Consider the following 22257-nt stretch of genomic DNA (forward strand, 5'->3'; position numbering starts at 1 on the left):
TTAAAGTGTAGCGAAAGGCCGCCAGCACGGTGACAGCCCTGACGCATTCGATCCATGCCGAAACAGCGTATTAAAGATACTGATTAATTTTCGCTTTGAGAATATCGATAGCGATACGGTTCTTACCGCCGCGCGGCACAATAATGTCGGCGTACTGTTTGGAAGGCTCGATAAACTGCAGGAACATCGGACGGACCGTTTTCTGATACTGATTCATGACGGAATCCATAGAGCGACCGCGTTCATTCACGTCGCGCTTCATGCGGCGCATCAGACAGATATCCAGCGGGGTGTCGACAAAAATAGAGAAGTTCATCTCCTGACGCAGGCGCGCGTCAGTGAGCAGCAGAATGCCCTCAAGGATAATCACTTTTTTTGGCTTCAGATGAATGCTTTCGCTGGTGCGGGTATGTTCAACGTAGCTGTAAACCGGCAGATCGATATCCTGTCCTGACTTGATCGCACGCAGATGCTGCAGCAGCAGATCGTGATCCATCGCGCTCGGATGGTCATAGTTGGTTTTTACCCTCTCTTCCATGGTGAGGTGGCTTTGATCTTTATAGTAGGCATCTTCGGGGATCACACCGATATGCTCGTCACCGACCTGGTCACGGATTTCACGAAAGAGCGTGCTGGCAATAAGGCTTTTTCCGGATGCAGATGCACCTGCGATGCCAACGATCACGCACTGATGGGACTTGTCAGTCATACTTTTTTGAGACCTGATAACTGGGAGCACGCCTCTGCCGAAGCAGCAACGGGCCAAATGAGAGGGTTTGGTGGCGGCAATTATAGGTATTTCGCCGGTTTGACGCCAGAGTAAATGCGGCGGCGCCCTTTTTCAGAAAATCTCCTTTTGGCAGGCAGCCGCTGAACCGATAGACTGTCGGGCTGCCCGCGCCCGGTTTGTGCGGGTCGCCCGTTAGCCCTGCAAGGAAAAATATGAGCTGGAGAACACTGACCTATTTTGGCGACAGCATGCTGCTGATCCCCACCGCGGTGATCATCGCCCTGGTGCTGCCGTGGAAAAGCAGCAGTCAGCGTACCGTCTGGTACTGGCTGCTGGCGTTTGGTCTCGCCGGTCTGCTGGTCAGCCTGTCTAAAATTATGTTTCTTGGCTTTGGCATCGGCAGCGCACGCTTTAACTTCACCGGCTTCAGCGGCCACAGCGCGATGTCCTCCACGCTCTGGCCGGTAATGATGTGGCTGATCTCCGGGCGCTGGTCCACTTTCTGGCGCGCCGTGACGATCGCCATCGGGTATGCGATCCCGCTGATGGTGGGTTTCTCCCGCCTGGTTATTCATGCGCACTCCGTCAGTGAAGTGCTGGCGGGCCTGCTGCTCGGTTTTACCCTGAGCAGCGCGTTTCTCATCAGCCAGCGCCGCACGGTATTGAAAGGCTTTAGCGCCCTGCAGGTTGGCGTCGCCTTCCTGGTGCCGCTGCTGCTGATGGGTCACGGGCGCGTCGCCACCACGCAGCAGTTCCTGGAGCGTCTGTCGGTCAAGCTCGCCGGACTGGAAAAACCGTTTAAGCGTGCCGACCTTTTTCGCTGACAGCGCCATGACTTAAGCCAATTCAGCGTAAAGATCCTGTCTGAATGTGCTAGCATGCAGGGCAGAAACTGACTGGCGTATTTTCCCCATACCGGGTTGCGCGCTGCTGGACTGGTACATGATTGTTGAGATAGTCACCGCGCAGGATAAATCGCCAGGCCGCTGGCTGACTGCCGTTACGCTGAGCATACTGGCTTTTCTGCTTACGCTGTTTTGTCTGGAGCTGATTGTGGTCAGCGGTCGTATTTCGCCGCTGTGGTACTCAACGGCGCTGATGACCGGCGTCGTTTTCCGCGCGCCGCTAAAACATATTCCGCTGCTGCTGGCGGGCTGCGTCGCGGGCACCGCGCTGGCAAATCTGCTGGTTATTGGTCCCGCGCTCAGCAATGCTAAATTTGCCCTTCTGAATCTGATACAGGCGCTGCTGGCCGGCGGCATGCTGCGTCTGCTGCTGAACCGCCGCGCGCCGCTGAACGCCCTGCCCGACTGGATCCGCTTTGCGCTCTGCGCCGGCCTGCTGGCTCCTCTGCTGGGCGGGCTGATTGCGATCTGGCTGCTGCAGGTGGATCAGCAGGCGCTGCTTCCCTTCTTCTCCACCTGGGTGATTTCGGAAGTGATCGGCGTGCTGGCGTTTGGTCCGGTGGTACTGCTGTGGCCCGCTAAGCCGCTGCGTGAACTGATCGCGCCGGGCCGCCAGCTGGAGACCCTGCTGACGCTGCTGGTTACCCTGCTCGCCAGCTATCTCTCCCTGCGCTTTCTGCCGTGGCCGTTTACTTTTATCGTGGTGATCCTGTTCTGGTGTGCGGTCCGGCTGCCAAAATTTGAAGCGTTCCTGCTCTGCTTTATTAATGCCAGTTTCATTTCGCTGCTGCTGGCGCTGGACTGGGTCAACCCGGTACAGAGTGGCGCTTCGCCCGGTCTGGTCTCTGCCTGGCTGCCCTTTCTGCTGGTGCTGCTGCCCAGCCATGTCATGGCGCTGATCATGGACGCCTTCCGGCGCGAGAAAAACCATATCACCGAGAGTGAAGCGCGCTTCCGCAATGCGATGGAGTACTCTGCTATCGGTATGGCGCTGGTCGGCACCAACGGAAAGTGGCAGCAGGTGAACCAGTCACTTTGCCGTACGCTGGGTTATCGCGCCTATGAACTGACGCAGCTGACCTTCCAGGAGATCACCCATCCGGACGATCTGCACAGCGATCTGCAGCTGATGGAGCGTCTGCTGGCGGGCGACCTGATGTCCTATACCTTTGAAAAGCGCTATTTTCGCAAAGATGGCGAGATCGTCTGGTCGCGTCTGACCGTCTCTATGGTGCGCGACGCGCAGCAGCAGCCGCTCTATTTTATCGCGCAGATTGTCGATATCTCCGAGCTGCGGCAGAGCGAGCAGCGCAACCGCCAGCTGATGGAGCGCATTACGCTGGCCAATGAAGCGGGCGGCATCGGCGTCTGGGAGTGGAACCTGAAAACCGGGGAGATGCTCTGGGACAAGCGCATGTATGAGCTGTTTGCGCTGGATCCGCAGCAGAAACCCACTTATGACCTCTGGCTGCATCTGGTCGATCCTGCCGAGCGCGAAAGCCTGGCGCTGATTGTGCAGCAGGCGATTGAGCGCCGCTCGGCCTTTCATCTTGAGTATCGTCTCAACCTGCCGCACGGCGTACAGTTTATTCGCTCAGAAGCGAATCGTATCCTGAGCCAGGATGGACAGATCGAGCGCATGCTCGGGATCTGCCAGGATATCACCTCACTGCGTACCCTTAATGACGCGCTGTTCCAGGAAAAAGAGCGTATGGCGATCACCCTGGATTCGATTGGCGAAGCGGTGATCAGCACCGACGATGAGATGTGCGTGACCTTTATGAACCCGGTTGCTGAAAGCCTGAGCGGCTGGCCGCAGGAGCAGGCGGCCGGCACGCCCCTTGGCGAGCTGCTGAATATCACGCGCGGCGCTGACGGCCCGCGCATCGACAATCTGCTGCTCTGTACGCTGCCGGATGAAAAAATCTCTCCGGCGCTGGATGAGGGGCTGGTGCTGCATACGCTGGCAGGCGCGCAGATAGAGATCCACTACAGTATTACGCCGCTGAAAACCCTGGCCGGCAGCACCATTGGGGTAGTGATGGTCATTCAGGATGTCAGCGAGTCGCGCCAGATCATGAAGCGTCTGAGCTATAGCGCGTCACACGACATGCTGACGCAGCTGCCTAACCGGCCCAGCTTTGAAGATCGGCTGAAACGGCTGGTGAATGATGCGGCCGTCACCGGCACGCCGCATGTGCTGGTGTTTATCGACCTGGATAAATTTAAAGCGGTCAACGATACCGCCGGCCATGCGGCGGGGGACGCGCTGCTGCGCGAGCTGGCGGTGCTGATGCAGCAGCAGCTGCGCAGCAGCGATATGCTGGCGCGCCTCGGCGGCGATGAGTTTGGCATCCTGCTGCCGCACTGCGAGGTCGATCAGATCCGCGATCTGGTGCAGGGCATCGTGAATGTCGTCAATAACTATACATTTTACTGGAAAACGCATCCTTACCAGGTGGGTGCCAGCGCCGGCATCACGCAGATTGATGCGCGCAACTGCCTCAGCAATGTGGTGATGTCGCAGGCCGATGTCGCCTGCTACAGCGCCAAACATGCCGGGCGCGGTCAGTATCAGGTTTATCAGGATGCAGAGAGATAAAGCACTGCATATTGCCAGCATGACCAGCCTGCGCTAAAGTCGCCCCCTTTTTTTCTGGCATGGGGCATAAGATGTATATCGGTTTTGACTACGGCACAGCGAACTGCGCTATTGCAGTAAGCGATAACGGCACGCCGCGGATGCTGGCGCTGGAAAATGACCAGCCGCTGCTGCCCTCAATGATCTGCGCCCCGGTGCGCGAGGCGATCAGCGAATGGCTGCATCGCCACCATCAGGTGCCCACGCCCGCGAGCGAAAACACCGCCCTGCTGCAGCGCGCGCTGCGCTACAACCGCGAAGAAGATATCGAGATAACCCCTGGCAGCGTGCAGTTTGGCCTGACCGCGCTGCAGCAATATATGACAGAGCCGGAAGATGTCTGGTTCGTCAAATCACCGAAATCCTTTTTGGGCGCCTCTGGCCTGAAGCCGCAGCAGATCGCATTTTTTGAAGATCTGGTGTGCGCCATGATGCTGCATATCCGCCAGCAGGGTGAAGCGCAGCTCGGGCAGCAGATCAACCAGGCGGTTATCGGTCGCCCGGTCAACTTTCAGGGGCTGGGCGGTGACGATGCCAACCAGCAGGCGCAGGGGATCCTGCTGCGTGCGGCACAGCGCGCCGGCTTTCGTGACGTTGAGTTTCAGTTTGAGCCGGTGGCCGCCGGCCTGGACTTTGAAGCCACGCTGGACAAAGAGACGCGCGTGCTGGTGGTCGATATCGGCGGCGGCACCACCGACTGCTCCATGCTGCTGATGGGGCCGGAGTGGCGCCAGAAAGCTGACCGCCACGCCAGCCTGCTGGGGCACAGCGGCTGCCGCGTCGGCGGCAACGATCTCGATATCATGCTGGCGTTTAAAACGCTGATGCCGCTGCTGGGTCTGGGCGGCAGCACCCGCAAGGGCACGGCGCTCCCCGCCCTGCCGTGGTGGAACGCTGTCGCAATTAACGACGTTCCGGCACAGAGCGAGTTCTACTCCGCCGCCTGCGGCAAGCTGCTGCAGGATCTGGTGCGCGATGCAGAAGAGGGAAACCGCGTGGCGCATCTGCTCAAAGTATGGCAGCAGAAGCTAAGCTACCGGCTGGTGCGCGCGGCTGAAGAGAGCAAAATTGCGCTCTCAGCGCAGGCGGAAACGGATGCGTCGCTGGCGTTTATTGCGCAGTCGCTGCAGGCGGAGATCAGCGCGACGCAGCTGGAAGAGGCGATCAGCCAGCCGCTGGAGCGGATGCTGGAGCAGGTACAGCTGGCGCTGACCACCAGCGAGACCCGACCGGACGTGATCTATCTTACTGGCGGCAGCGCACGCTCGCCGCTGCTGCGTGCGGCGCTGCAGCAGGCGCTGCCTGATACCCCGATTGCCGGCGGCGACGACTTTGGTTCGGTGACCGCCGGACTGGCGCGCTGGGCAGAGGTGATGTTCCGCTAGCGGATCGTAACAGGAGGCGCAGCCTGCGCCTCCTCCCTGCCCGTCAGAAGTTGATATTGGCTGAGATGCCGCCGACAAAGGCATCTTTTACCTCTCCGACCGCGCCCGGCGCCACGACATACTGCAGGTTAGGCCGCAGCTGCAGCCACTTCGCCAGCTGCGCATTGTAGTAAATCTCATAGTTGTATTCCGATCCCGCCTGCAGCGGCAGATAAGCCGGGCTGTCAAAGCGCGTTTCACCACTGGCTGCGTTCTGCTGGCGCAGGGCGCGGCTGTAGGCGCTGTTAACGTGAATACGCGCGGCACCAATACCGATTTCATCCTGCGGACGCGCATCAAGCGGCCCCTTCCAGGTAAAACTGATGGACTGATAATTATCGGTTTTCGACGTCTTACGATCGTTCATGACCGCCTGCACCGTTACCCCCAGTCCGCGGCTGGCGTCTCCGCCCTGCGCGGTCAGCTGCTGCTGCAGCAGCAGGTAGCCGCCATAAGCGTGCTCCTGACGCTGATAGCCCCCATCCCGCCAGCTGCCGTAATTATCCCCGTTTACGGATGAGTAGTAATAGCCGAGTCGATAGTTGCCCGGCAGCCCCGCTGCGCCCAGGGTCGGTTTCCAGCCCAGCTCGACCGGCACCAGATTGCCTTCTGAATGACGGGTATCCAGGCGGAAACCGTCGCCGCGATCGTAGTTGGCGCGATTCTGGTTATAAAAGCCGACCTGGAAGAAGAGTTCGGGCGTGATATTCGCTTTCAGGCGTCCGCCCCACTGTGAAACCGGCCAGTTAAACCAGCGGTCGCCGCGCCAGTTGCCTGCCTGACCGCTGCCAAAGGCAAGGTTCTGAAACCTGCTGTCGAGGCTGTCAAAATCTTCACCCACGGTGACCCGTCCGGCCTTGAGATTAACCCGGTTGTCAAACAGCCCCTTGCTCAGCCAGAACTGTGTCAGACGCCACGTCTGGCCGCGGCCATAGACCTCCTGCACGGAGGAGAGCATGCCGGTGCGGCGATCGGCTACCTGATCGGAGATGTTGCGCCCGTCGCGATTAGTGACGGTGACCTGGAACTGCGCATCCTGCCAGTCGAGCAGCTTTTGCAGATCGAAATTCGCGCCAAACGCCCACTGATCGCTGTAGCGCATTGAGGTGTGGCTGTCTGCTCCGCCGCCGAGATTAGCGGCGCTCTCCATGGTGTAATTTACGTCAAACTTCACGCCGGCACTCTCCAGCTGCGTGCGGCTGCCGTTCCAGTCACCCAGCATCCAGGGCGAATCGTAGCTGAATGCATCTGCCGCGACGGCGGCAGAACTGAACATAGCCAGCATCAGCGTGCCCGCAGCCAGCTGCGGCAGCGGGTGCAAAGCAAAAATTTTTTTCATCGTTGTTATCTTCTGCAAAGTTATAAGGAAAACCGCGCAGAGGATAGTGCCGGGCAGCAGCAGGGTTTTGCAATTTCGTGTGGATTTACGCCTGCTCAGTCAGTGGATTAGCGCATTTGTGATGAATATCTAAGATTTAAACTTTAAAGTGTGACAGTGACTATTAATTGCTCTGTATCAATATACGGGGTGCCGCAGCACCCCGGGCGGGATCAGAGGTGACTGGCGCGCGCCAGCTCCTCAATTTCCTGTTTGCTCAGCTCCAGCTGGGTGGCTTTTACCAGCTCATCCAGCTGCGCCAGCGATGTTGCGCTGACAATCGGCGCGGTAATGCTGGGACGCGCAATCTGCCACGCCAGCGCCACCTGCGTGGCTGACGCATCGTGTGAGGCAGCGATATCCTCCAGCGCCTCAATAATGCGGCTGCCGCGCTCATTGAGATATTTTTCCACTATCGCCTGACCGCGCGGGCTTTTACCCGCATCCTGCGGCTTTTTATATTTGCCGCTGAGAAAGCCGCTCGCCAGCGAGTAGTAGTTGATCACGCCAAGACCGTTTTTCACCGCCACCTGCTCCAGGCCGTTCTCATACCCTTCGCGATCGTAAAGGTTATATTCCGGCTGCAGCGTTTCATAGCGCGCCAGCCCCTCTTTGCTGCTGACATCCAGCGCCTCCTGCAGACGCGCTGCGGAGTAATTTGAGGCGCCGATAGCGCGTACCTTGCCCTCTTTGATCAGGGAATCAAACGCTTTCAGGGTATCTGCCAGCGGCGTCTGCTCATCATCGCGATGCGCCTGATAGAGATCGATCACGTCCGTCTGCAGCCGGCGCAGGGAATCCTCTATCGCCTGGCGGATATACGCAGGCTTCAGCCCGGTTTTTTCCGGCGACAGCTCCATGCCGACTTTAGTCGCCAGCACGATGCGATCGCGTTTGCCGCTCTGCTTTAACCATTTGCCGATGATCGCTTCCGATTCACCTCCCTGATTGCCCGGCACCCAGCGGGAATAGACATCCGCGGTATCGATAAAAAACAGGCCATTTTCGACCAGCGCATCCAGCAGTGAAAAGGAGGTCTTCTCATCGACTGTCCAGCCAAAAACGTTACCACCAAAAGTCAGGCGCGGAACGGTAATACCGCTGTCGCCCAGCTGACGGGTTGCAGGTTGTTTCATTGCGCTCTCCCTGGTTAAACGAGATAGGTTTGTCTTTAAGCGTAGCAAATGAAAAAGTCGCACCGGGGTCTATTCATGCCAGAATAGTGTCAGAACCGGGAAATCCTTTACGCCGCGCTGAGCAGATATTCTTAATTCCTTCAATTTTCGCCTGGCGCAGGCGGCTACACTTATTTTCGTTTGCGCTGTCCGGATGTCGGGCAAGCGTATCAGGAAAGCGACATGGCTGGAGAGCACGCAGAGTAATGAAGAGTCGAACCAAAACAGGTCTGTTAATTCTTATCGCGCTGGCGGTAGCGGCTGGCGGTTATTACGCCTGGCACTCGCGCGCCACGCCAGCACAGCCGGCGCAGGCTAAAGAGAAGCGCGGTGGAGCAAACCGGCCAGCCGCGCCGGTACAGGCGGCAACGGCTGAACTGCAAAGCGTGCCCTACTATCTGAACGGCCTCGGCACCGTCACCGCTGCAAATACGGTTACGGTGCGCAGCCGTGTTGAGGGGCAGCTGATGGCGCTGCACTTTACAGAAGGCGAGCAGGTGGCTGCCGGCACGCTGCTGGCTGAGATCGATCCGCGCCCGTATCAGGTTGCTCTCACGCAGGCGCAGGGCCAGCTGGCCCGGGATCAGGCCACGCTGGCGAATGCCCGCCGCGATCTCAGCCGCTATGAGAAGCTGTCGAAAACGTCCCTGGTATCGCAGCAGGATCTCGACACCCAGCGCGCGCTGGTGAGCGAAACGCTGGGCACCATTAAAGCGGATGAGGGCAACGTCGCGAGCGCGCAGCTGAATCTGACCTACAGCCGCATCACCGCGCCGATTGCCGGACGTATCGGGTTACGCAAGGTCGACATCGGCAACTACATTACCACCGGCGACACCGATGGCCTGGTCGTGATCACCCAGACGCATCCGATTGATGTGGTATTCAGCGTGGCTGAGAGCTATATCAGCCAGATCCTGAAAGCGCAGAAAAGCGGTCAGCCGCTGGTGGTGGAGGCCTGGGATCGCAGCAACACCACGCTGCTGACGCAGGGCACGCTGCTGAGCCTGGACAACCAGATCGATACCACTACCGGCACCATTAAGCTGAAAGCACGCTTCAGCAATGAAGATGACACCCTGTTTCCCAACCAGTTTGTTAACGCACGTCTGAAAGCAGATACGCTGCAGAACGCCGTGACTATTCCGGCCGCCGCGCTGCAGATGAGCAATGAGGGCCACTTTGTCTGGGTGGTTAACAGCGAGAATAAGGTCAGCAAGAAACGCGTCACCGCCGGACTGCAGGATAGCCAGAAAGTGGTGATCAGTGCCGGACTGGAGGCGGGCGAGCGGGTCATCACCGACGGCATCGATCGCCTCACTGACGGCGCAACGGTTGACGTCGTGGCGCCACAGAGTACGGCAACAGAGACCACGCGTGCCGCGCAGCCAGCCCGGGGAGAGCGTCAATAATGCAGGTGCTGCCTCCTGACGCTGGCGGCGGTCCGTCACGTCAGTTCATTTTACGCCCGGTCGCCACCACGCTGCTGATGATTGCGATTCTGCTGGCTGGCCTGCTTGGCTACCGCTTTCTGCCGGTCTCCGCCCTGCCGGAAGTGGACTACCCCACTATTCAGGTTGTCACGCTCTATCCCGGAGCCAGTCCGGATGTGGTCACCTCGTCGATTACCGCACCGCTGGAACGCCAGTTTGGCCAGATGTCCGGGCTGAAACAGATGGCATCGCAAAGTTCCGGCGGCGCCTCGGTGATCACGCTGCAGTTTCAGCTGTCGCTGGCGCTGGATGTGGCGGAGCAGGAGGTTCAGGCGGCGATAAACTCCGCCACTAACCTGCTGCCTGGCGATCTGCCTAATCCGCCCGCCTACAGCAAAGTCAACCCGGCCGATCCGCCTATCATGACGCTGGCGGTCACCACGACCAGCCTGCCGCTGACGCAGGTGCAGGATATGGTGGAAACGCGCGTGGCGCAGAAGATTGCGCAGGTCTCCGGCGTAGGCCTGGTTACCCTTTCCGGCGGACAGCGTCCGGCGGTGCGGGTCAAAATGAATGCGCAGGCGCTGGCAGCGTTAGGACTGACCAGCGAAGATGTGCGCACGGCTATCAGCAACGCCAACGTCAACTCAGCGAAAGGCAGCCTTGATGGCCCGGCGCGATCTATCACGCTGTCAGCAAACGATCAGATGACATCGGCTGAGGATTACCGCCGCCTGATTATCAGCTACAGCAACGGCGCGCCGGTGCGACTGGGCGACGTTGCGACCATCGAATCGGGCGCAGAGAACAGCTGGCTGGGCGCCTGGGCTAACCGCCAGCAGGCGATTGTGCTGAACGTCCAGCGTCAGCCCGGCGCCAATATTATCAACACCGCTGATAATATCCGGGCGCTGCTGCCATCGCTTACCGCCACGCTGCCCAAATCGGTCGACATGAAACTGCTGACCGATCGCACGACCAATATTCGCGCCTCGGTATCTGATACGCAGCATGAGCTGATGCTGGCCATGGCGCTCGTGGTCATGATCATCTACCTGTTTCTGCGCAACGTACCGGCTACGATCATTCCTGCCGTGGCGGTACCGCTTTCGCTGATTGGTACGTTTGCCGCCATCTATTTTATGGGCTTCTCGATCAACAACCTCACGCTGATGGCGCTGACTATCGCCACCGGCTTTGTGGTGGATGACGCCATTGTAGTGATCGAGAATATTTCACGCTATATCGAGAAAGGCGAGAAGCCGCTCACCGCCGCGCTGAAAGGGGCGGGAGAGATCGGTTTTACCATTATCTCGCTCACCTTTTCGCTGATTGCGGTGCTGATCCCGCTGCTGTTTATGGGCGATGTGATTGGCCGGCTGTTTCGCGAGTTCGCCGTCACGCTGGCTATCGCCATTCTGATCTCAGCCGTGGTGTCGCTGACGCTGACGCCGATGATGTGCGCGCGCATGCTGAGCGCGGAGTCACTGCGCCGGCAGAACCGCTTCTCACGCGCCAGCGAGGCGCTGTTTGAGCGGGTCATTGCCGGTTACGGACGTGGACTGACGCGCGTGCTGCAGCATCCGTGGCTGACGCTCAGCGTGGCGCTCGGCACGCTGCTGATGACGGTGCTGCTGTGGGTGGCGATCCCGAAAGGCTTCTTCCCGCAGCAGGATAACGGCATTATTCAGGGCACCCTGCAGGCGCCGCAGTCGGTCTCTTACGCCAGCATGGCGCAGCGCACGCGCGATGTTGCCTCAGCGGTGATGAAGGATCCGGCGGTTGAAAGTCTGACCTCTTTTGTCGGGGTGGATGGCACCAATCCTGCGCTTAACAGCGCCCGGCTGCAGATCAACCTCAAGCCGCTGGATGAGCGCGACGACCGCATTCCGGTGGTGCAGGCGCGGCTGCAGCAGGCGGTGGCGCAGATCCCGGGCGTCTCGCTCTGGCTGCAGCCGGTGCAGGATCTCACCATTGAGACGCAGAGCAGCCGTACCCCCTATCAGTTTACGCTGCAGTCTGGCTCGCTTGACGCCCTGAGCAGCTGGGTCCCGGCGCTGATCGGCCAGCTGGAAAAGGCACCGCAGCTGCGCAACGTCAGCAGCGACTGGCAGGATCAGGGGCTGGAAGCGTATGTGCGCGTCGACCGCGACAGCGCCAGCCGGCTCGGGATCACCATGGCTGACGTCGATAATGCGCTGTATAACGCGTTTGGTCAGCGGCTGATCTCAACGATTTACACGCAGGCAAACCAGTATCGCGTGGTGCTGGAGCAGCATAATGCGCAGACGCCGGGACTGGCGAGCCTGGAGGGGATCCGGCTTAAAAGCAGCGACGGCGGCAGCGTACCGCTCAGCGCTATCGCCAGCACAGAGGAGCGGCATACCGCTCTCAGTATTAATCATCTCGATCAGTTCCCGTCCGCAACCTTCTCTTTTGACGTGGCCGATGGCTATTCACTTGAGGAAGCGCTGCAGGCCATTACCGCCGCAGAAGGGGCGCTGGGTATGCCGGCGGATATCGTCACGCAGTTCCAGGGCAGTACGCTGGCGTTTGAAGCCGCGCTGAGCAGCACCGTCTGGCTGATTGTGGCGGCCGTGGTCGCAATGTATATCGTTCTTGGCGTGCTGTATGAGAGTTTTATTCATCCGATTACCATTCTCTCTACCCTGCCCACCGCGGGCGTCGGCGCGCTGCTGGCGCTGATGCTGAGCGGTAACGAACTCGATATCATCGCCATTATCGGCATCATTCTGCTGATCGGTATTGTAAAGAAAAACGCCATTATGATGATTGACTTTGCGCTGGCGGCGGAGCGTGAACAGGGCATGGCGCCGCGTGACGCTATCTATCAGGCCTGCCTGCTGCGCTTTCGCCCGATCCTGATGACCACGCTGGCGGCGCTGCTGGGCGCGCTGCCGCTGATGCTCAGCACCGGCGTCGGCGCTGAGCTGCGCCATCCGCTCGGCATCGCCATGGTGGGCGGCCTGATCCTCAGCCAGATCCTGACGCTGTTTACCACGCCGGTCATCTATCTGCTGTTTGATCGCCTGGCGCACGCTACCCGCAGGCGCTTCGGTCGTCCGGAGGCGCAGTCGTGAAGTTTTTTGCCCTCTTCATTCACCGCCCGGTCGCCACCATCCTGCTGACGCTGGCGATTGCGCTGACGGGGATGCTTGGTTTTCGTCTGCTGCCGGTCGCCCCGCTACCGCAGCTCGACTTTCCGGTGATTATGATTTCAGCCTCGCTGCCGGGTGCCTCACCGGAAACCATGGCCGCCTCGGTGGCCACGCCGCTGGAGCGCTCGCTGGGGCGCATTGCCGGCGTCAGTGAAATGACCTCGACGAACTCACTGGGCAGCACGCGCATCATTCTGGTGTTTGATTTTGACCGCGATATTAACGGTGCCGCGCGCGATGTGCAGGCCGCGATTAATGCGGCGCAGAGCCTGCTGCCGTCGGGCATGCCGAGCCGGCCTTCTTATCGAAAAGCGAACCCCTCGGATGCGCCGATTATGATCCTGACGGTGACCTCGGACGACTATAATCCGGGTCAGCTCTATGATTACGCTTCGACGCAGCTGGCGCAAAAACTGTCGCAGATTGAGGGCGTCGGCGACGTCACGGTAGGCGGCAGTTCGCTGCCCGCCGTGCGCGTCGATCTCAATCCGCAGGCGCTGTTTAATCAGGGCGTGTCGCTGGATGCGGTACGCAGCGCCATCAGCAACGCTAACCAGCGGCGACCGCAGGGCGCAATCGACGATCGCCAGCAGCGCTGGCAGCTGCGTACCAATGATGAACTGCAGAGCGCCAGCGCCTATCAGCCGCTGGTGGTGCACTATAACAACGGTGCGGCGGTTCGCCTGAGCGATGTCGCCAGCGTGCAGGATTCGGTGCAGGATGTGCGTAACGCCGGGATGACCAACGGCAAGCCGGCGGTGCTGCTGGTGATCCGTAAGTCGCCGGACGCCAATATCATCGATACCGTGGATCGCATTCGCGCTGAGCTGCCGGTGCTGCACGATTTCATTCCGGCGGCGATCGATCTGCAGATTGCCCAGGATCGCTCACCGACTATCCGCGCTTCGCTGCATGAAGTCGAGCAGTCGCTGGTGATTGCCGTGGTGCTGGTGATTCTGGTGGTGTTTCTGTTCCTGCGCGACGGCCGGGCCACGCTCATTCCTGCTGCGGCGGTGCCGGTCTCACTGATTGGCACCTTTGCTGCCATGTATCTGTGCGGCTTCAGTCTTAACAACCTGTCGCTGATGGCGCTAACCATCGCCACCGGGTTTGTGGTGGATGACGCGATTGTGGTGCTGGAGAATATTGCCCGCCACGTTGAGGCTGGCATGAAGCCGCTGCAGGCGGCGCTGACCGGCGTCCGCGAAGTGGGCTTTACCGTGCTGTCGATGAGCCTGTCGCTGATTGCGGTGTTTCTGCCGCTGCTGATGATTGGCGGCATTATCGGACGCTTCTTTTCGGAGTTTGCCATTACGCTGTCGGTGGCGATTCTGATCTCGCTGTTTATCTCCGTCACGCTGACGCCGATGATGTGCGCGTATCTGCTGAAGCCGCAACCGGCACAGCCTGCCGCGCCCGGGCTGTTCAGCCGGCTGCTGCAGCGGACGCAGGATGGCTATGCCCGCTCGCTGCGCTGGGTGTTACGCCACGCCATCTGGGTACTGCTGCTGCTGGGCGGCACGGTAGCGATGACCGTCTGGCTGTTTATTACGATACCCAAAACCTTTATGCCGGAACAGGATACCGGTCGCCTGAGCGGTTTTCTGTCTGCCGATCAGAGCATCTCGTTTCAGGCGATGCGCGGCAAGCTGGAAGATTTTATGAATATCATCAAAATGGATCCGGCGGTGGATAATGTCACCGGCTTTACCGGCGGCCTCGGCACCAACAGCGGCCTGATGTTTGTGGCGCTGAAGCCTCTCTCTGAGCGCAGCGAAAGCGCCCAGCAGGTGATCGCCCGCCTGCGCACCAAACTGGCTAAGGAGCCGGGGGCCAGCCTCTATCTCAACGCCGTACAGGATATTCGCGTCGGCGGACGGGAGTCGAACGCCAGCTATCAGTACAGCCTGCTGTCGGATAACCTTGCCGATTTGCGTGAGTGGGAACCCAAAATCCGTAAGGCCTTCTCTGCCCTGCCGCAGCTCACTGACGTTAACTCCGACCAGCAGGATAAAGGCAGCGAAATGGCTATTACATACGATCGTGAAAGCATGGCGCGCCTCGGCATAGACGTTTCAGCCGCCAACGATCTGCTGAACAACGCCTTTGGCCAGCGTCAGATCTCAACCATTTATCAGCCGCTGAATCAGTACAAAGTGGTGATGGAGGTGGATCCGCGCTATACCCAGGATATCAGCGCGCTCGACCAGATGTTTGTGGTCAGCAGCGACGGCAAAGCGATTCCGCTGAGCGGTTTTGCCCACTGGCAGCCCGCTAACGCACCGCTCTCCGTCAACCATGAGGGGCTTTCTGCAGCGACAACCATTTCGTTTAATTTGCCGGAAGGCGTCTCTCTGTCGCAGGCCTCCGCGGCGATCGATCGCGCCATGACGGTGCTGGGGGTGCCCTCCAGCGTGCGCGGCAGCTTTGCCGGTACCGCGCAGGTGTTTCAGCAGTCGCAGTCCAGCCAGCTCTGGCTGATGCTGGCAGCCATCGCAGCGGTCTATATCGTGCTGGGCATTCTGTATGAGAGCTATGTGCATCCGCTCACGATTCTGTCGACGCTGCCGTCGGCCGGAACCGGCGCGCTGCTGGCACTTAAACTGTTTGATACGCCGTTCAGCCTGATTGCGCTGATTGGCATTTTGCTGCTGATAGGGATTGTGAAAAAGAACGCCATCATGATGGTCGACTTTGCGCTGGAGGCGGAACGACAGCAGCAGCTGAGCCCGCGCGAGGCGATTTTCCAGGCGTGTCAGCTGCGTTTTCGCCCGATTCTGATGACCACGCTGGCCGCGCTGTTTGGCGCCCTGCCACTGGTGCTGACCAGCGGCGACGGTGCTGAACTGCGGCAGCCGCTGGGCATCACCATCGCCGGCGGCCTGGTGGTAAGCCAGCTGCTGACGCTCTACACCACGCCGGTGGTCTATCTGCTGATGGATAAATTACGCCGCCGCAAAGCCGTCACAGAGCCAGCAACCACCCGAATTTCGTAGGGGGCGCATTAATGCGCCCCGGGAAAACAACGCACACGAAACCCGGGCGCCATTAATGGTGCCCCTACAGGGGGACGTGCCTTCCGGTTTCCGTAGGGGGCGCATTTATGCGCCCCTGGGCAAACAACGCGCACGAAACCAGGGCACCATTAATGGCGCCCCTGCGGGGACGATTGCTGCATTAATGCACCCCGGGGTAAACAAACGCGCCTTATGCTGGAGGAGAGAAGATGAACAAACCTGCCACTACGGTACGCTGGCAGCTGTGGATTGTGGCGTTTGGCTTTTTTATGCAAACGCTGGATACCACCATTGTCAACACCGCGCTGCCTTCTATGGCGCGCGATCTCGGCGTCAGCCCGCTGCATATGCATTCCGTTATCGTCTCTTACGTTCTGACGGTTGCGGTGATGCTGCCGCTGAGCGGCTGGCTGGCTGACCGTTTTGGCGTGCGTAACATCTTTTTCAGCGCGATTGTGCTATTCAGCGTCGGATCGCTGTTCTGCGCGCTGGCTGCCACGCTTAACCAGCTGGTAGTGGCGCGCGTGGTTCAGGGTATCGGTGGCGCAATGATGGTGCCGGTGGGCCGCTTAACGGTCATGAAAATTGTGCCGCGCGAGCAATATATGTCCGCCATGACCTTTGTTACCCTGCCGGGCCAGATTGGCCCGCTGCTCGGTCCGGCCCTTGGCGGCGTGCTGGTTGAGTACGCCAGCTGGCACTGGATTTTCCTTATCAATATTCCGGTCGGCATTATTGGCGCTGTCGCCACGCTGATGCTGATGCCGAACTACATCATGCAGACGCGCCGGTTTGATTTTGCCGGTTTTCTGCTGCTGGCGGCCGGCATGGCGGCGCTGACGCTGGCGCTGGATGGCGGCGGCAATGGCGCGCTGCTGCCCGGCTTCCTGATTCTGGCGGGCGTGCTGTCGCTGCTGTTTTATCTGATGCACGGCCGCCACAATGACAACGCGCTTTTCAGCCTGCGACTGTTTGATAACCGCCTCTATTCGATTGGTCTGCTGGGCAGCTTTACCGGGCGCATCGGCAGCGGCATGCTGCCGTTTATGACGCCGGTATTTCTGCAGGTAGGTCTGGGTTTTACGCCGTTTCACGCCGGGTTAATGATGATCCCGATGGTGCTGGGAAATATGGGCATCAAGCGGGTGGTGGTGCGCATTGTTAACCTGTTTGGCTATCGCCGCGTACTGGTGGGAAGCACGCTCGCGCTGGCGCTGGTGGTGGCGCTGTTTGCCGTGGTCGCGCTGGCTGGCTGGATCTGGCTCCTGCCGCTGGTATTACTGCTGCTCGGCATGGTCAATGCCCTGCGTTTTTCCGCTATGAATACCCTGACGCTGAAAGATCTGCCGGACGATCTCGCCTCTGGCGGCAACAGCTTACTGTCGATGATTATGCAATTGTCGATGAGTATCGGCGTCACGCTGGCGGGCCTGCTGCTCGGCGCTTTTGGCCAGCAGGCTGCCGCGGGCAGCGACATGGCGCAGCAGACGTTTGCCTGGACCTGGCTCTGCATGGTGGTCGTCATCGCCCTGCCGGCGCTGGTGTTCTGGCGGGTACCGGAAGCACTCAGTAAAAATGTTGATCTCAGAACCAGGAGTAAAAAGTGATGGCGCGTTTCCGGCCCGGCATTGGCGCCAAACTCTTTATGGCGATTTTTGGCACCTGCATGCTGGTCATCATCACGATGCACTGGGGAGTACGGCTCAGCTTTGAGCATGGCTTTGTTGACTACATCAAAAAAGGCAACGAACAGCGGCTGACACTGCTGAGTGATGCGCTGGCAGATCAGTATGAGCAGCACGGCAGCTGGGATTTTCTGCGCCAGAACGATCGGCTGATCTTCACCATTCTGCGCTCGCTGGAGCAGAACCCAGGCAGCCACAATCCGCTGCCGCCGCACGGCTGGCGCACGCAGTTCTGGATCATCGATCAGCAATATAAGGTGCTGTCAGGCCCGCGCGCCCCGATTCCGCCAAAAGGGCCGCGGCGTAACATCACCACCAGCAGCGGTAAAATTGTCGGCTGGGTAATTGCCTCTCCGGCGGAAAACCTGACGCGCAGCACCGACATCAATTTTGACCGGCAGCAGCGCCAGACCAACTGGATGATCGTCACACTCTCCACTCTGCTGGCGGCGCTGGTCACCTGGCTGCTGGCACGCGGCCTGCTGGCACCGGTTAAACGGCTGGTAGAGGGCACCCATCAGCTGGCTGCGGGAAAATTTGCTACCCGGGTTGAGGTGGATAGCGGTGATGAAATCGGTCAGCTGGCGCGCGACTTTAATCAGCTGGCGCAGTCGCTGGAGAAAAATGAGAGTAATCGCCGCGCGTTCATGGCGGATATCTCCCATGAGCTGCGCACGCCGCTGGCGATCCTGCGTGGTGAGCTGGAAGCGATTCAGGATGGCGTCCGGCAGGTCACGCCCGAGGCGATAAGTTCGCTGCAGAGTGAAGTGGTGGTACTGACCAAGCTGGTGGATGACCTGCATCAGCTTTCGCTCTCCGATGCAGGCGCCCTCGCCTATCGTAAACAGCCGCTGGATCTGGTTAACCTGCTGGAGGTGATCGCCGGCAGCTTTGCCGGACGCTATCGCACGCACCAGCTGACGCTGCAGCTGCAGCTGCCTGCTGAAGCCAGCAGCTTTGGCGATCCTGACCGCCTGATGCAGCTGTTTACGAATCTGCTGGAAAACAGCCTGCGCTATACCCATCCCGGCGGCGAGGTCCGCATCACCATGCGGCAGCAGGAGAATCAGTGGCTGCTCTGTATTGATGACAGCGCGCCCGGCGTAGCGGCGACGCAGCGGGCGCAGCTGTTTGAGCGCTTTTTCCGTGCGGAAAACTCCCGCAATCGCGCCAGCGGAGGGTCCGGCCTGGGACTGGCTATCTGTAAAAATATCGTCGAGGCGCACGGCGGCACGATTTCTGCGGAGCACTCTGATTTAGGTGGCGTGCAAATCAGGCTAAACTTGCCCTATGTTCCCCAGTAGAAAGCCCGTATGAGCCCGGAAAATAGCGATCCACTAATTCTTGTTGTTGAAGATGAACCCAAACTGGCGCAGCTGATGATCGATTATCTGCAGGCGTCAAACTACCGCACGCACCATATTGCCAATGGCGGCGAGGTACAGGCCTGGCTGCAGCACACTACGCCAGCGCTGATGCTGCTCGATCTGATGCTGCCAGGCTGCGACGGCATGACGCTGTGCCGCGAGATACGCCGCCACTCCGATCTGCCGATTATTATGGTCACCGCCCGTACCGAAGAGATTGATCGCCTGCTGGGGCTGGAAACCGGCGCGGATGACTATATCTGTAAGCCATTCAGCCCGCGCGAAGTGGTGGCGCGGGTGAAAACCATTCTGCGCCGCGCGCGTAAATCGCCGGAAGAGACGCAGCAGGCGTCGCTGCTGCTGATTGATGAGGGCCGCTTTCAGGCCAGCTGGCGTACTGCGCCGCTGGAGCTGACGCCGGCGGAGTTCCGCCTGCTGAAAACATTGTCGCTGGAGCCAGGCAAAGTCTTTTCCCGCGAGCAGCTGCTCAATCAGCTTTATGATGATTACCGCGTGGTAACTGACCGTACCATAGACAGCCATATCAAGAATCTGCGCCGCAAGCTTGAGGCGCTGGATGCCGATCAGCCGTTTATTCGTGCGGTATATGGCATCGGCTATCGCTGGGAAGCGGATATGTGCCGGCTGGCATAGCCTGTTATTGATCCCGATCAATTTACTTCACTCCGCACCCTGCCTACAATTTCCGCCTCTTTTGCAGAGCCGCACGCCGCGGCTTCTGCTGTGGCCATCCGCGATGGTCAGCTGACCTGACATCAGTGAGTCTTCCATGTTTAAACCTGAACTGCTCTCCCCGGCGGGAACGCTGAAAAATATGCGCTACGCCTTTGCCTACGGCGCTGACGCCGTTTATGCCGGCCAGCCGCGCTATAGTCTGCGCGTCCGCAATAATGAATTTACGCATGACAATCTGGCACAGGGGATCGCCGAAGCGCACGCGCTGGGTAAAAAGTTCTATGTGGTGGTCAATATCGCGCCGCATAACGCCAAACTGAAAACCTTTATTCGCGACCTTACACCGGTGGTGGCGATGCAGCCCGACGCGCTGATCATGTCCGATCCGGGACTGATTATGCTGGTGCGCGAGGCGTTTCCGGCGATGCCGATCCACCTTTCCGTGCAGGCCAACGCCGTCAACTGGGCCACGGTGAAATTCTGGCAGCAGATGGGGCTGACGCGCGTCATTCTGTCACGCGAGCTGTCGCTGGAGGAGATTGCGGAGATCCGCACGCAGGTGCCGGAGATGGAGCTGGAGATTTTTGTCCACGGCGCGCTCTGCATGGCCTACTCCGGTCGCTGCCTGCTCTCCGGCTATCTCAACAAGCGCGATCCAAACCAGGGCACCTGTACCAACGCCTGCCGCTGGTCGTATAAGGTCTCAGAAGGCCAGCAGGATGAGGTCGGCAATATTACCGGTATCCATGAACCGGCAGAGCAGCAGGCTCCCGTGCCCGGCCACAACGCGCCAACCGACCGGTTGTTTCTGCTGGAAGAGAAGATGAAACCGGGCGAGGTGATGAGCGCGTTTGAAGATGAGCACGGTACCTACATCATGAACTCAAAAGATTTGCGTGCGGTGGCGCATGTGGAACGGCTGAGCGCAATGGGCATTCATTCGCTGAAAATTGAAGGGCGTACCAAATCGTTCTACTACTGCGCGCGCACCGCACAGGTCTATCGCCGCGCGATTGACGACGCCGCAGCGGGTAAACCTTTTGATACCTCACTGCTCGCCACGCTGGAAGGTCTGGCGCATCGTGGCTATACCGAGGGTTTCCTGCGGCGTCACACCCACGACAGCTACCAGAACTATGAGCAGGGCTTTTCCGTTTCTGAACGTCAGCAGTTTGTGGGCGAATTTACCGGCGAGCGGCGCGGCGACCGGGCGCAGATTGCGGTGAAAAACAAATTCCTGCAGGGCGATGTGGCAGAGATCATGACGCCGCAGGGCAACCTGACCTGCACGCTGGAGGCGATGGAAAACGATCGCGGCGAGGCGGTCACCGTCGCTCCTGGCGACGGTCATCGGGTCTGGATCCCGGTGCCGGCAGAGGTGGATCTCCGCTTTGCGCTGCTGCTGCGCAACCTCACTGAAGGCAATACTACCAGCGATCCGCACGGCAAAAATCGCACAAAATGAAAAAAAGGCGGCGAAGTTAGAACAGGATCACAGACGGTTACAGCGCCGCGCTTTAGAATCCCGCCTGCTGCTAATGAGTAACAATATCCAGCGTGCACGACCAGGAACCACCTCATTTACCCGCCCGGCTCCCCCGCGCGGGTTTTCTTTTTTCAGCGCCTGCCGATAAAGTTCCCGCCGCAGCTATGCTATAACCACATCCCTGTCTCACGTTTCAAGGAACTGAAGATGCACACTACACCGCTCACGCTGCTGATCCTGAATGGAAAAGGCGCCGGCAATGAAGATCTGCGCGCGGCCGTTAATACGCTGCGCGAAGAGGGCTTTAATCTGGCCGTGCGCGTCACCTGGGAAAAAGGTGATGGCGATCGCTATGTACAGGAAGCGGTTGCTCTGCAGGCGGAAACCGTTATTGCAGGCGGCGGCGACGGCACCATTAATGAGATTGCCACCGCGCTGGCCGCTATACCCGAGGCCTCACGTCCGGTACTCGGCATTCTGCCGCTCGGCACCGCTAACGATTTTGCCACCAGCGTGGGCATTCCGGCGGAGATGGAGCCGGCGCTGCGCCTTGCCGTGGTGGGTAAAGCCACCGCTATCGATCTGGCGCGGGTGAATGGCGACCGCTACTTTATCAATATGGCGACCGGCGGCTTTGGTACGCGTATTACCACCGAAACGCCGGAGAAACTGAAATCCGCGCTGGGTGGCGTCTCCTACTTTATTCACGGCCTGATGCGCGTGGATGCGCTCAAACCTGACAGCTGTGAAATCAGCGGGCCTGGCTTCAGCTGGCAGGGTGATGCGCTGGTTATCGGTATCGGTAACGGTCGTCAGGCGGGTGGCGGGCAGCGCCTCTGCCCCGATGCGCTGATCAACGATGGTCAGCTTAACCTCAGCATTGTTACCGCGCAGGAGCTGCTGCCAACGCTGCTGCATTCGCTGACGCGCGATGATGAGAACCCCAATATTGTGTCGGCTCAGCTCGACTCGCTGACTATTCGTTCGCCGCATGAGATGACGTTTAATCTGGACGGTGAGCCGCTGAGCGGCAGCGAGTTTACTATCGACGTGCTGCCAGGCGCGCTCAGCTGTCGCCTGCCGCCCCAGTGCGCGCTGCTGGCCTGACGCCGCACGCATCGCCGGGTGCGCATTGATGCGC

General features: G+C 59.5%; 14 protein-coding genes. 11 read left to right on the plus strand and 3 right to left on the minus strand.

Features of this window, described 5'->3' with window-relative positions; genetic code table 11:
• Positions 1 to 70: 70 nt before the first annotated feature.
• A complete protein-coding gene (gene udk / locus C1Y41_RS07665) occupies positions 71 to 709 on the minus strand; it encodes a uridine kinase (protein ID WP_039385396.1) in 639 nt (212 codons plus the stop codon).
• 233 nt (positions 710 to 942) lie between these two features.
• On the opposite strand from udk, the gene C1Y41_RS07670 reads away from it, so the two are divergent.
• From C1Y41_RS07670 to yegD, 3 genes are all read left to right on the plus strand, one after another.
• Positions 943 to 1554: a phosphatase PAP2 family protein gene (locus C1Y41_RS07670; RefSeq protein WP_039385398.1), complete on the plus strand. Its 612-nt coding sequence runs from the start codon at positions 943 to 945 to the stop codon at positions 1552 to 1554.
• A gap of 118 nt (positions 1555 to 1672) precedes the next feature.
• Complete coding sequence (locus C1Y41_RS07675) at positions 1673 to 4237, plus strand: diguanylate cyclase (protein ID WP_104085195.1); 2565 nt, start codon at positions 1673 to 1675, stop codon at positions 4235 to 4237.
• A gap of 71 nt (positions 4238 to 4308) precedes the next feature.
• Positions 4309 to 5661 (plus strand): molecular chaperone, encoded by a 1353-nt coding sequence (yegD, locus tag C1Y41_RS07680; RefSeq protein ID WP_104085196.1) that lies wholly within the window; start codon positions 4309 to 4311, stop codon positions 5659 to 5661.
• A gap of 43 nt (positions 5662 to 5704) precedes the next feature.
• On the opposite strand, the gene C1Y41_RS07685 is transcribed toward yegD, so the two are convergent.
• Complete coding sequence (locus tag C1Y41_RS07685) at positions 5705 to 7039, minus strand: carbohydrate porin (protein WP_104085197.1); 1335 nt, start codon at positions 7037 to 7039, stop codon at positions 5705 to 5707.
• Between the two features lie 212 nt (positions 7040 to 7251).
• Entirely contained in the window at positions 7252 to 8214 is a 963-nt protein-coding gene (locus tag C1Y41_RS07690) for an aldo/keto reductase (RefSeq protein ID WP_039385402.1), read from the minus strand.
• A 245-nt stretch (positions 8215 to 8459) separates the two neighbouring features.
• Between C1Y41_RS07690 and C1Y41_RS07695 the strand changes: the two genes are divergently transcribed.
• From C1Y41_RS07695 to yegS, 8 genes are all read left to right on the plus strand, one after another.
• Positions 8460 to 9665 (plus strand): MdtA/MuxA family multidrug efflux RND transporter periplasmic adaptor subunit, encoded by a 1206-nt coding sequence (locus C1Y41_RS07695; protein ID WP_094111744.1) that lies wholly within the window; start codon positions 8460 to 8462, stop codon positions 9663 to 9665.
• Positions 9665 to 12787, plus strand: coding sequence for an MdtB/MuxB family multidrug efflux RND transporter permease subunit (locus tag C1Y41_RS07700; protein WP_039385406.1), 3123 nt, complete (start codon positions 9665 to 9667; stop codon positions 12785 to 12787). The genes C1Y41_RS07695 and C1Y41_RS07700 overlap by 1 nt, the downstream gene beginning before the upstream one ends.
• Positions 12784 to 15861: a multidrug efflux RND transporter permease subunit MdtC gene (gene mdtC / locus C1Y41_RS07705; protein ID WP_104085198.1), complete on the plus strand. Its 3078-nt coding sequence runs from the start codon at positions 12784 to 12786 to the stop codon at positions 15859 to 15861. Before C1Y41_RS07700 ends, mdtC begins: the two co-directional genes overlap by 4 nt.
• Before the next feature lie 230 nt (positions 15862 to 16091).
• On the plus strand, positions 16092 to 17489 hold the full coding sequence (mdtD, locus tag C1Y41_RS07710) for a multidrug transporter subunit MdtD (RefSeq protein WP_104085199.1): 1398 nt from the start codon (positions 16092 to 16094) through the stop codon (positions 17487 to 17489).
• Entirely contained in the window at positions 17489 to 18871 is a 1383-nt protein-coding gene (gene baeS / locus C1Y41_RS07715) for a two-component system sensor histidine kinase BaeS (RefSeq protein ID WP_104085200.1), read from the plus strand. Before mdtD ends, baeS begins: the two co-directional genes overlap by 1 nt.
• 9 nt (positions 18872 to 18880) lie before the next feature.
• On the plus strand, positions 18881 to 19588 hold the full coding sequence (gene baeR, locus C1Y41_RS07720; RefSeq protein WP_039385412.1) for a two-component system response regulator BaeR: 708 nt from the start codon (positions 18881 to 18883) through the stop codon (positions 19586 to 19588).
• A gap of 136 nt (positions 19589 to 19724) precedes the next feature.
• Positions 19725 to 21095 carry a tRNA 5-hydroxyuridine modification protein YegQ gene (gene yegQ / locus C1Y41_RS07725; protein WP_039385414.1) on the plus strand — a complete coding sequence of 457 codons (1371 nt, stop codon included), beginning with the start codon at positions 19725 to 19727 and terminating at the stop codon, positions 21093 to 21095.
• Positions 21096 to 21323: 228 nt separating this feature from the next.
• The gene (gene yegS / locus C1Y41_RS07730) at positions 21324 to 22223 is read left to right on the plus strand and encodes a lipid kinase YegS (protein ID WP_104085201.1); all 900 of its coding nucleotides are present in this window, start codon (positions 21324 to 21326) and stop codon (positions 22221 to 22223) included.
• The last annotated feature ends 34 nt before the right edge of the window (positions 22224 to 22257 follow it).

The organism is Pantoea sp. ICBG 1758, from assembly GCF_002928325.1.
GTDB lineage: Bacteria > Pseudomonadota > Gammaproteobacteria > Enterobacterales > Enterobacteriaceae > Pantoea > Pantoea eucrina.

What these genes read in the sequence shown, in the direction of transcription:
- udk (WP_039385396.1), bottom strand. Translation starts at nt 709, where the DNA reads ATGACTGACAAGTCCCATCAGTGCGTGATCGTTGGCATCGCAGGTGCA.
- C1Y41_RS07670 (WP_039385398.1), top strand. Translation starts at nt 943, where the DNA reads ATGAGCTGGAGAACACTGACCTATTTTGGCGACAGCATGCTGCTGATC.
- C1Y41_RS07675 (WP_104085195.1), top strand. Translation starts at nt 1,673, where the DNA reads ATGATTGTTGAGATAGTCACCGCGCAGGATAAATCGCCAGGCCGCTGG.
- yegD (WP_104085196.1), top strand. Translation starts at nt 4,309, where the DNA reads ATGTATATCGGTTTTGACTACGGCACAGCGAACTGCGCTATTGCAGTA.
- C1Y41_RS07685 (WP_104085197.1), bottom strand. Translation starts at nt 7,039, where the DNA reads ATGAAAAAAATTTTTGCTTTGCACCCGCTGCCGCAGCTGGCTGCGGGC.
- C1Y41_RS07690 (WP_039385402.1), bottom strand. Translation starts at nt 8,214, where the DNA reads ATGAAACAACCTGCAACCCGTCAGCTGGGCGACAGCGGTATTACCGTT.
- C1Y41_RS07695 (WP_094111744.1), top strand. Translation starts at nt 8,460, where the DNA reads ATGAAGAGTCGAACCAAAACAGGTCTGTTAATTCTTATCGCGCTGGCG.
- C1Y41_RS07700 (WP_039385406.1), top strand. Translation starts at nt 9,665, where the DNA reads ATGCAGGTGCTGCCTCCTGACGCTGGCGGCGGTCCGTCACGTCAGTTC.
- mdtD (WP_104085199.1), top strand. Translation starts at nt 16,092, where the DNA reads ATGAACAAACCTGCCACTACGGTACGCTGGCAGCTGTGGATTGTGGCG.
- baeS (WP_104085200.1), top strand. Translation starts at nt 17,489, where the DNA reads ATGGCGCGTTTCCGGCCCGGCATTGGCGCCAAACTCTTTATGGCGATT.
- baeR (WP_039385412.1), top strand. Translation starts at nt 18,881, where the DNA reads ATGAGCCCGGAAAATAGCGATCCACTAATTCTTGTTGTTGAAGATGAA.
- yegQ (WP_039385414.1), top strand. Translation starts at nt 19,725, where the DNA reads ATGTTTAAACCTGAACTGCTCTCCCCGGCGGGAACGCTGAAAAATATG.
- yegS (WP_104085201.1), top strand. Translation starts at nt 21,324, where the DNA reads ATGCACACTACACCGCTCACGCTGCTGATCCTGAATGGAAAAGGCGCC.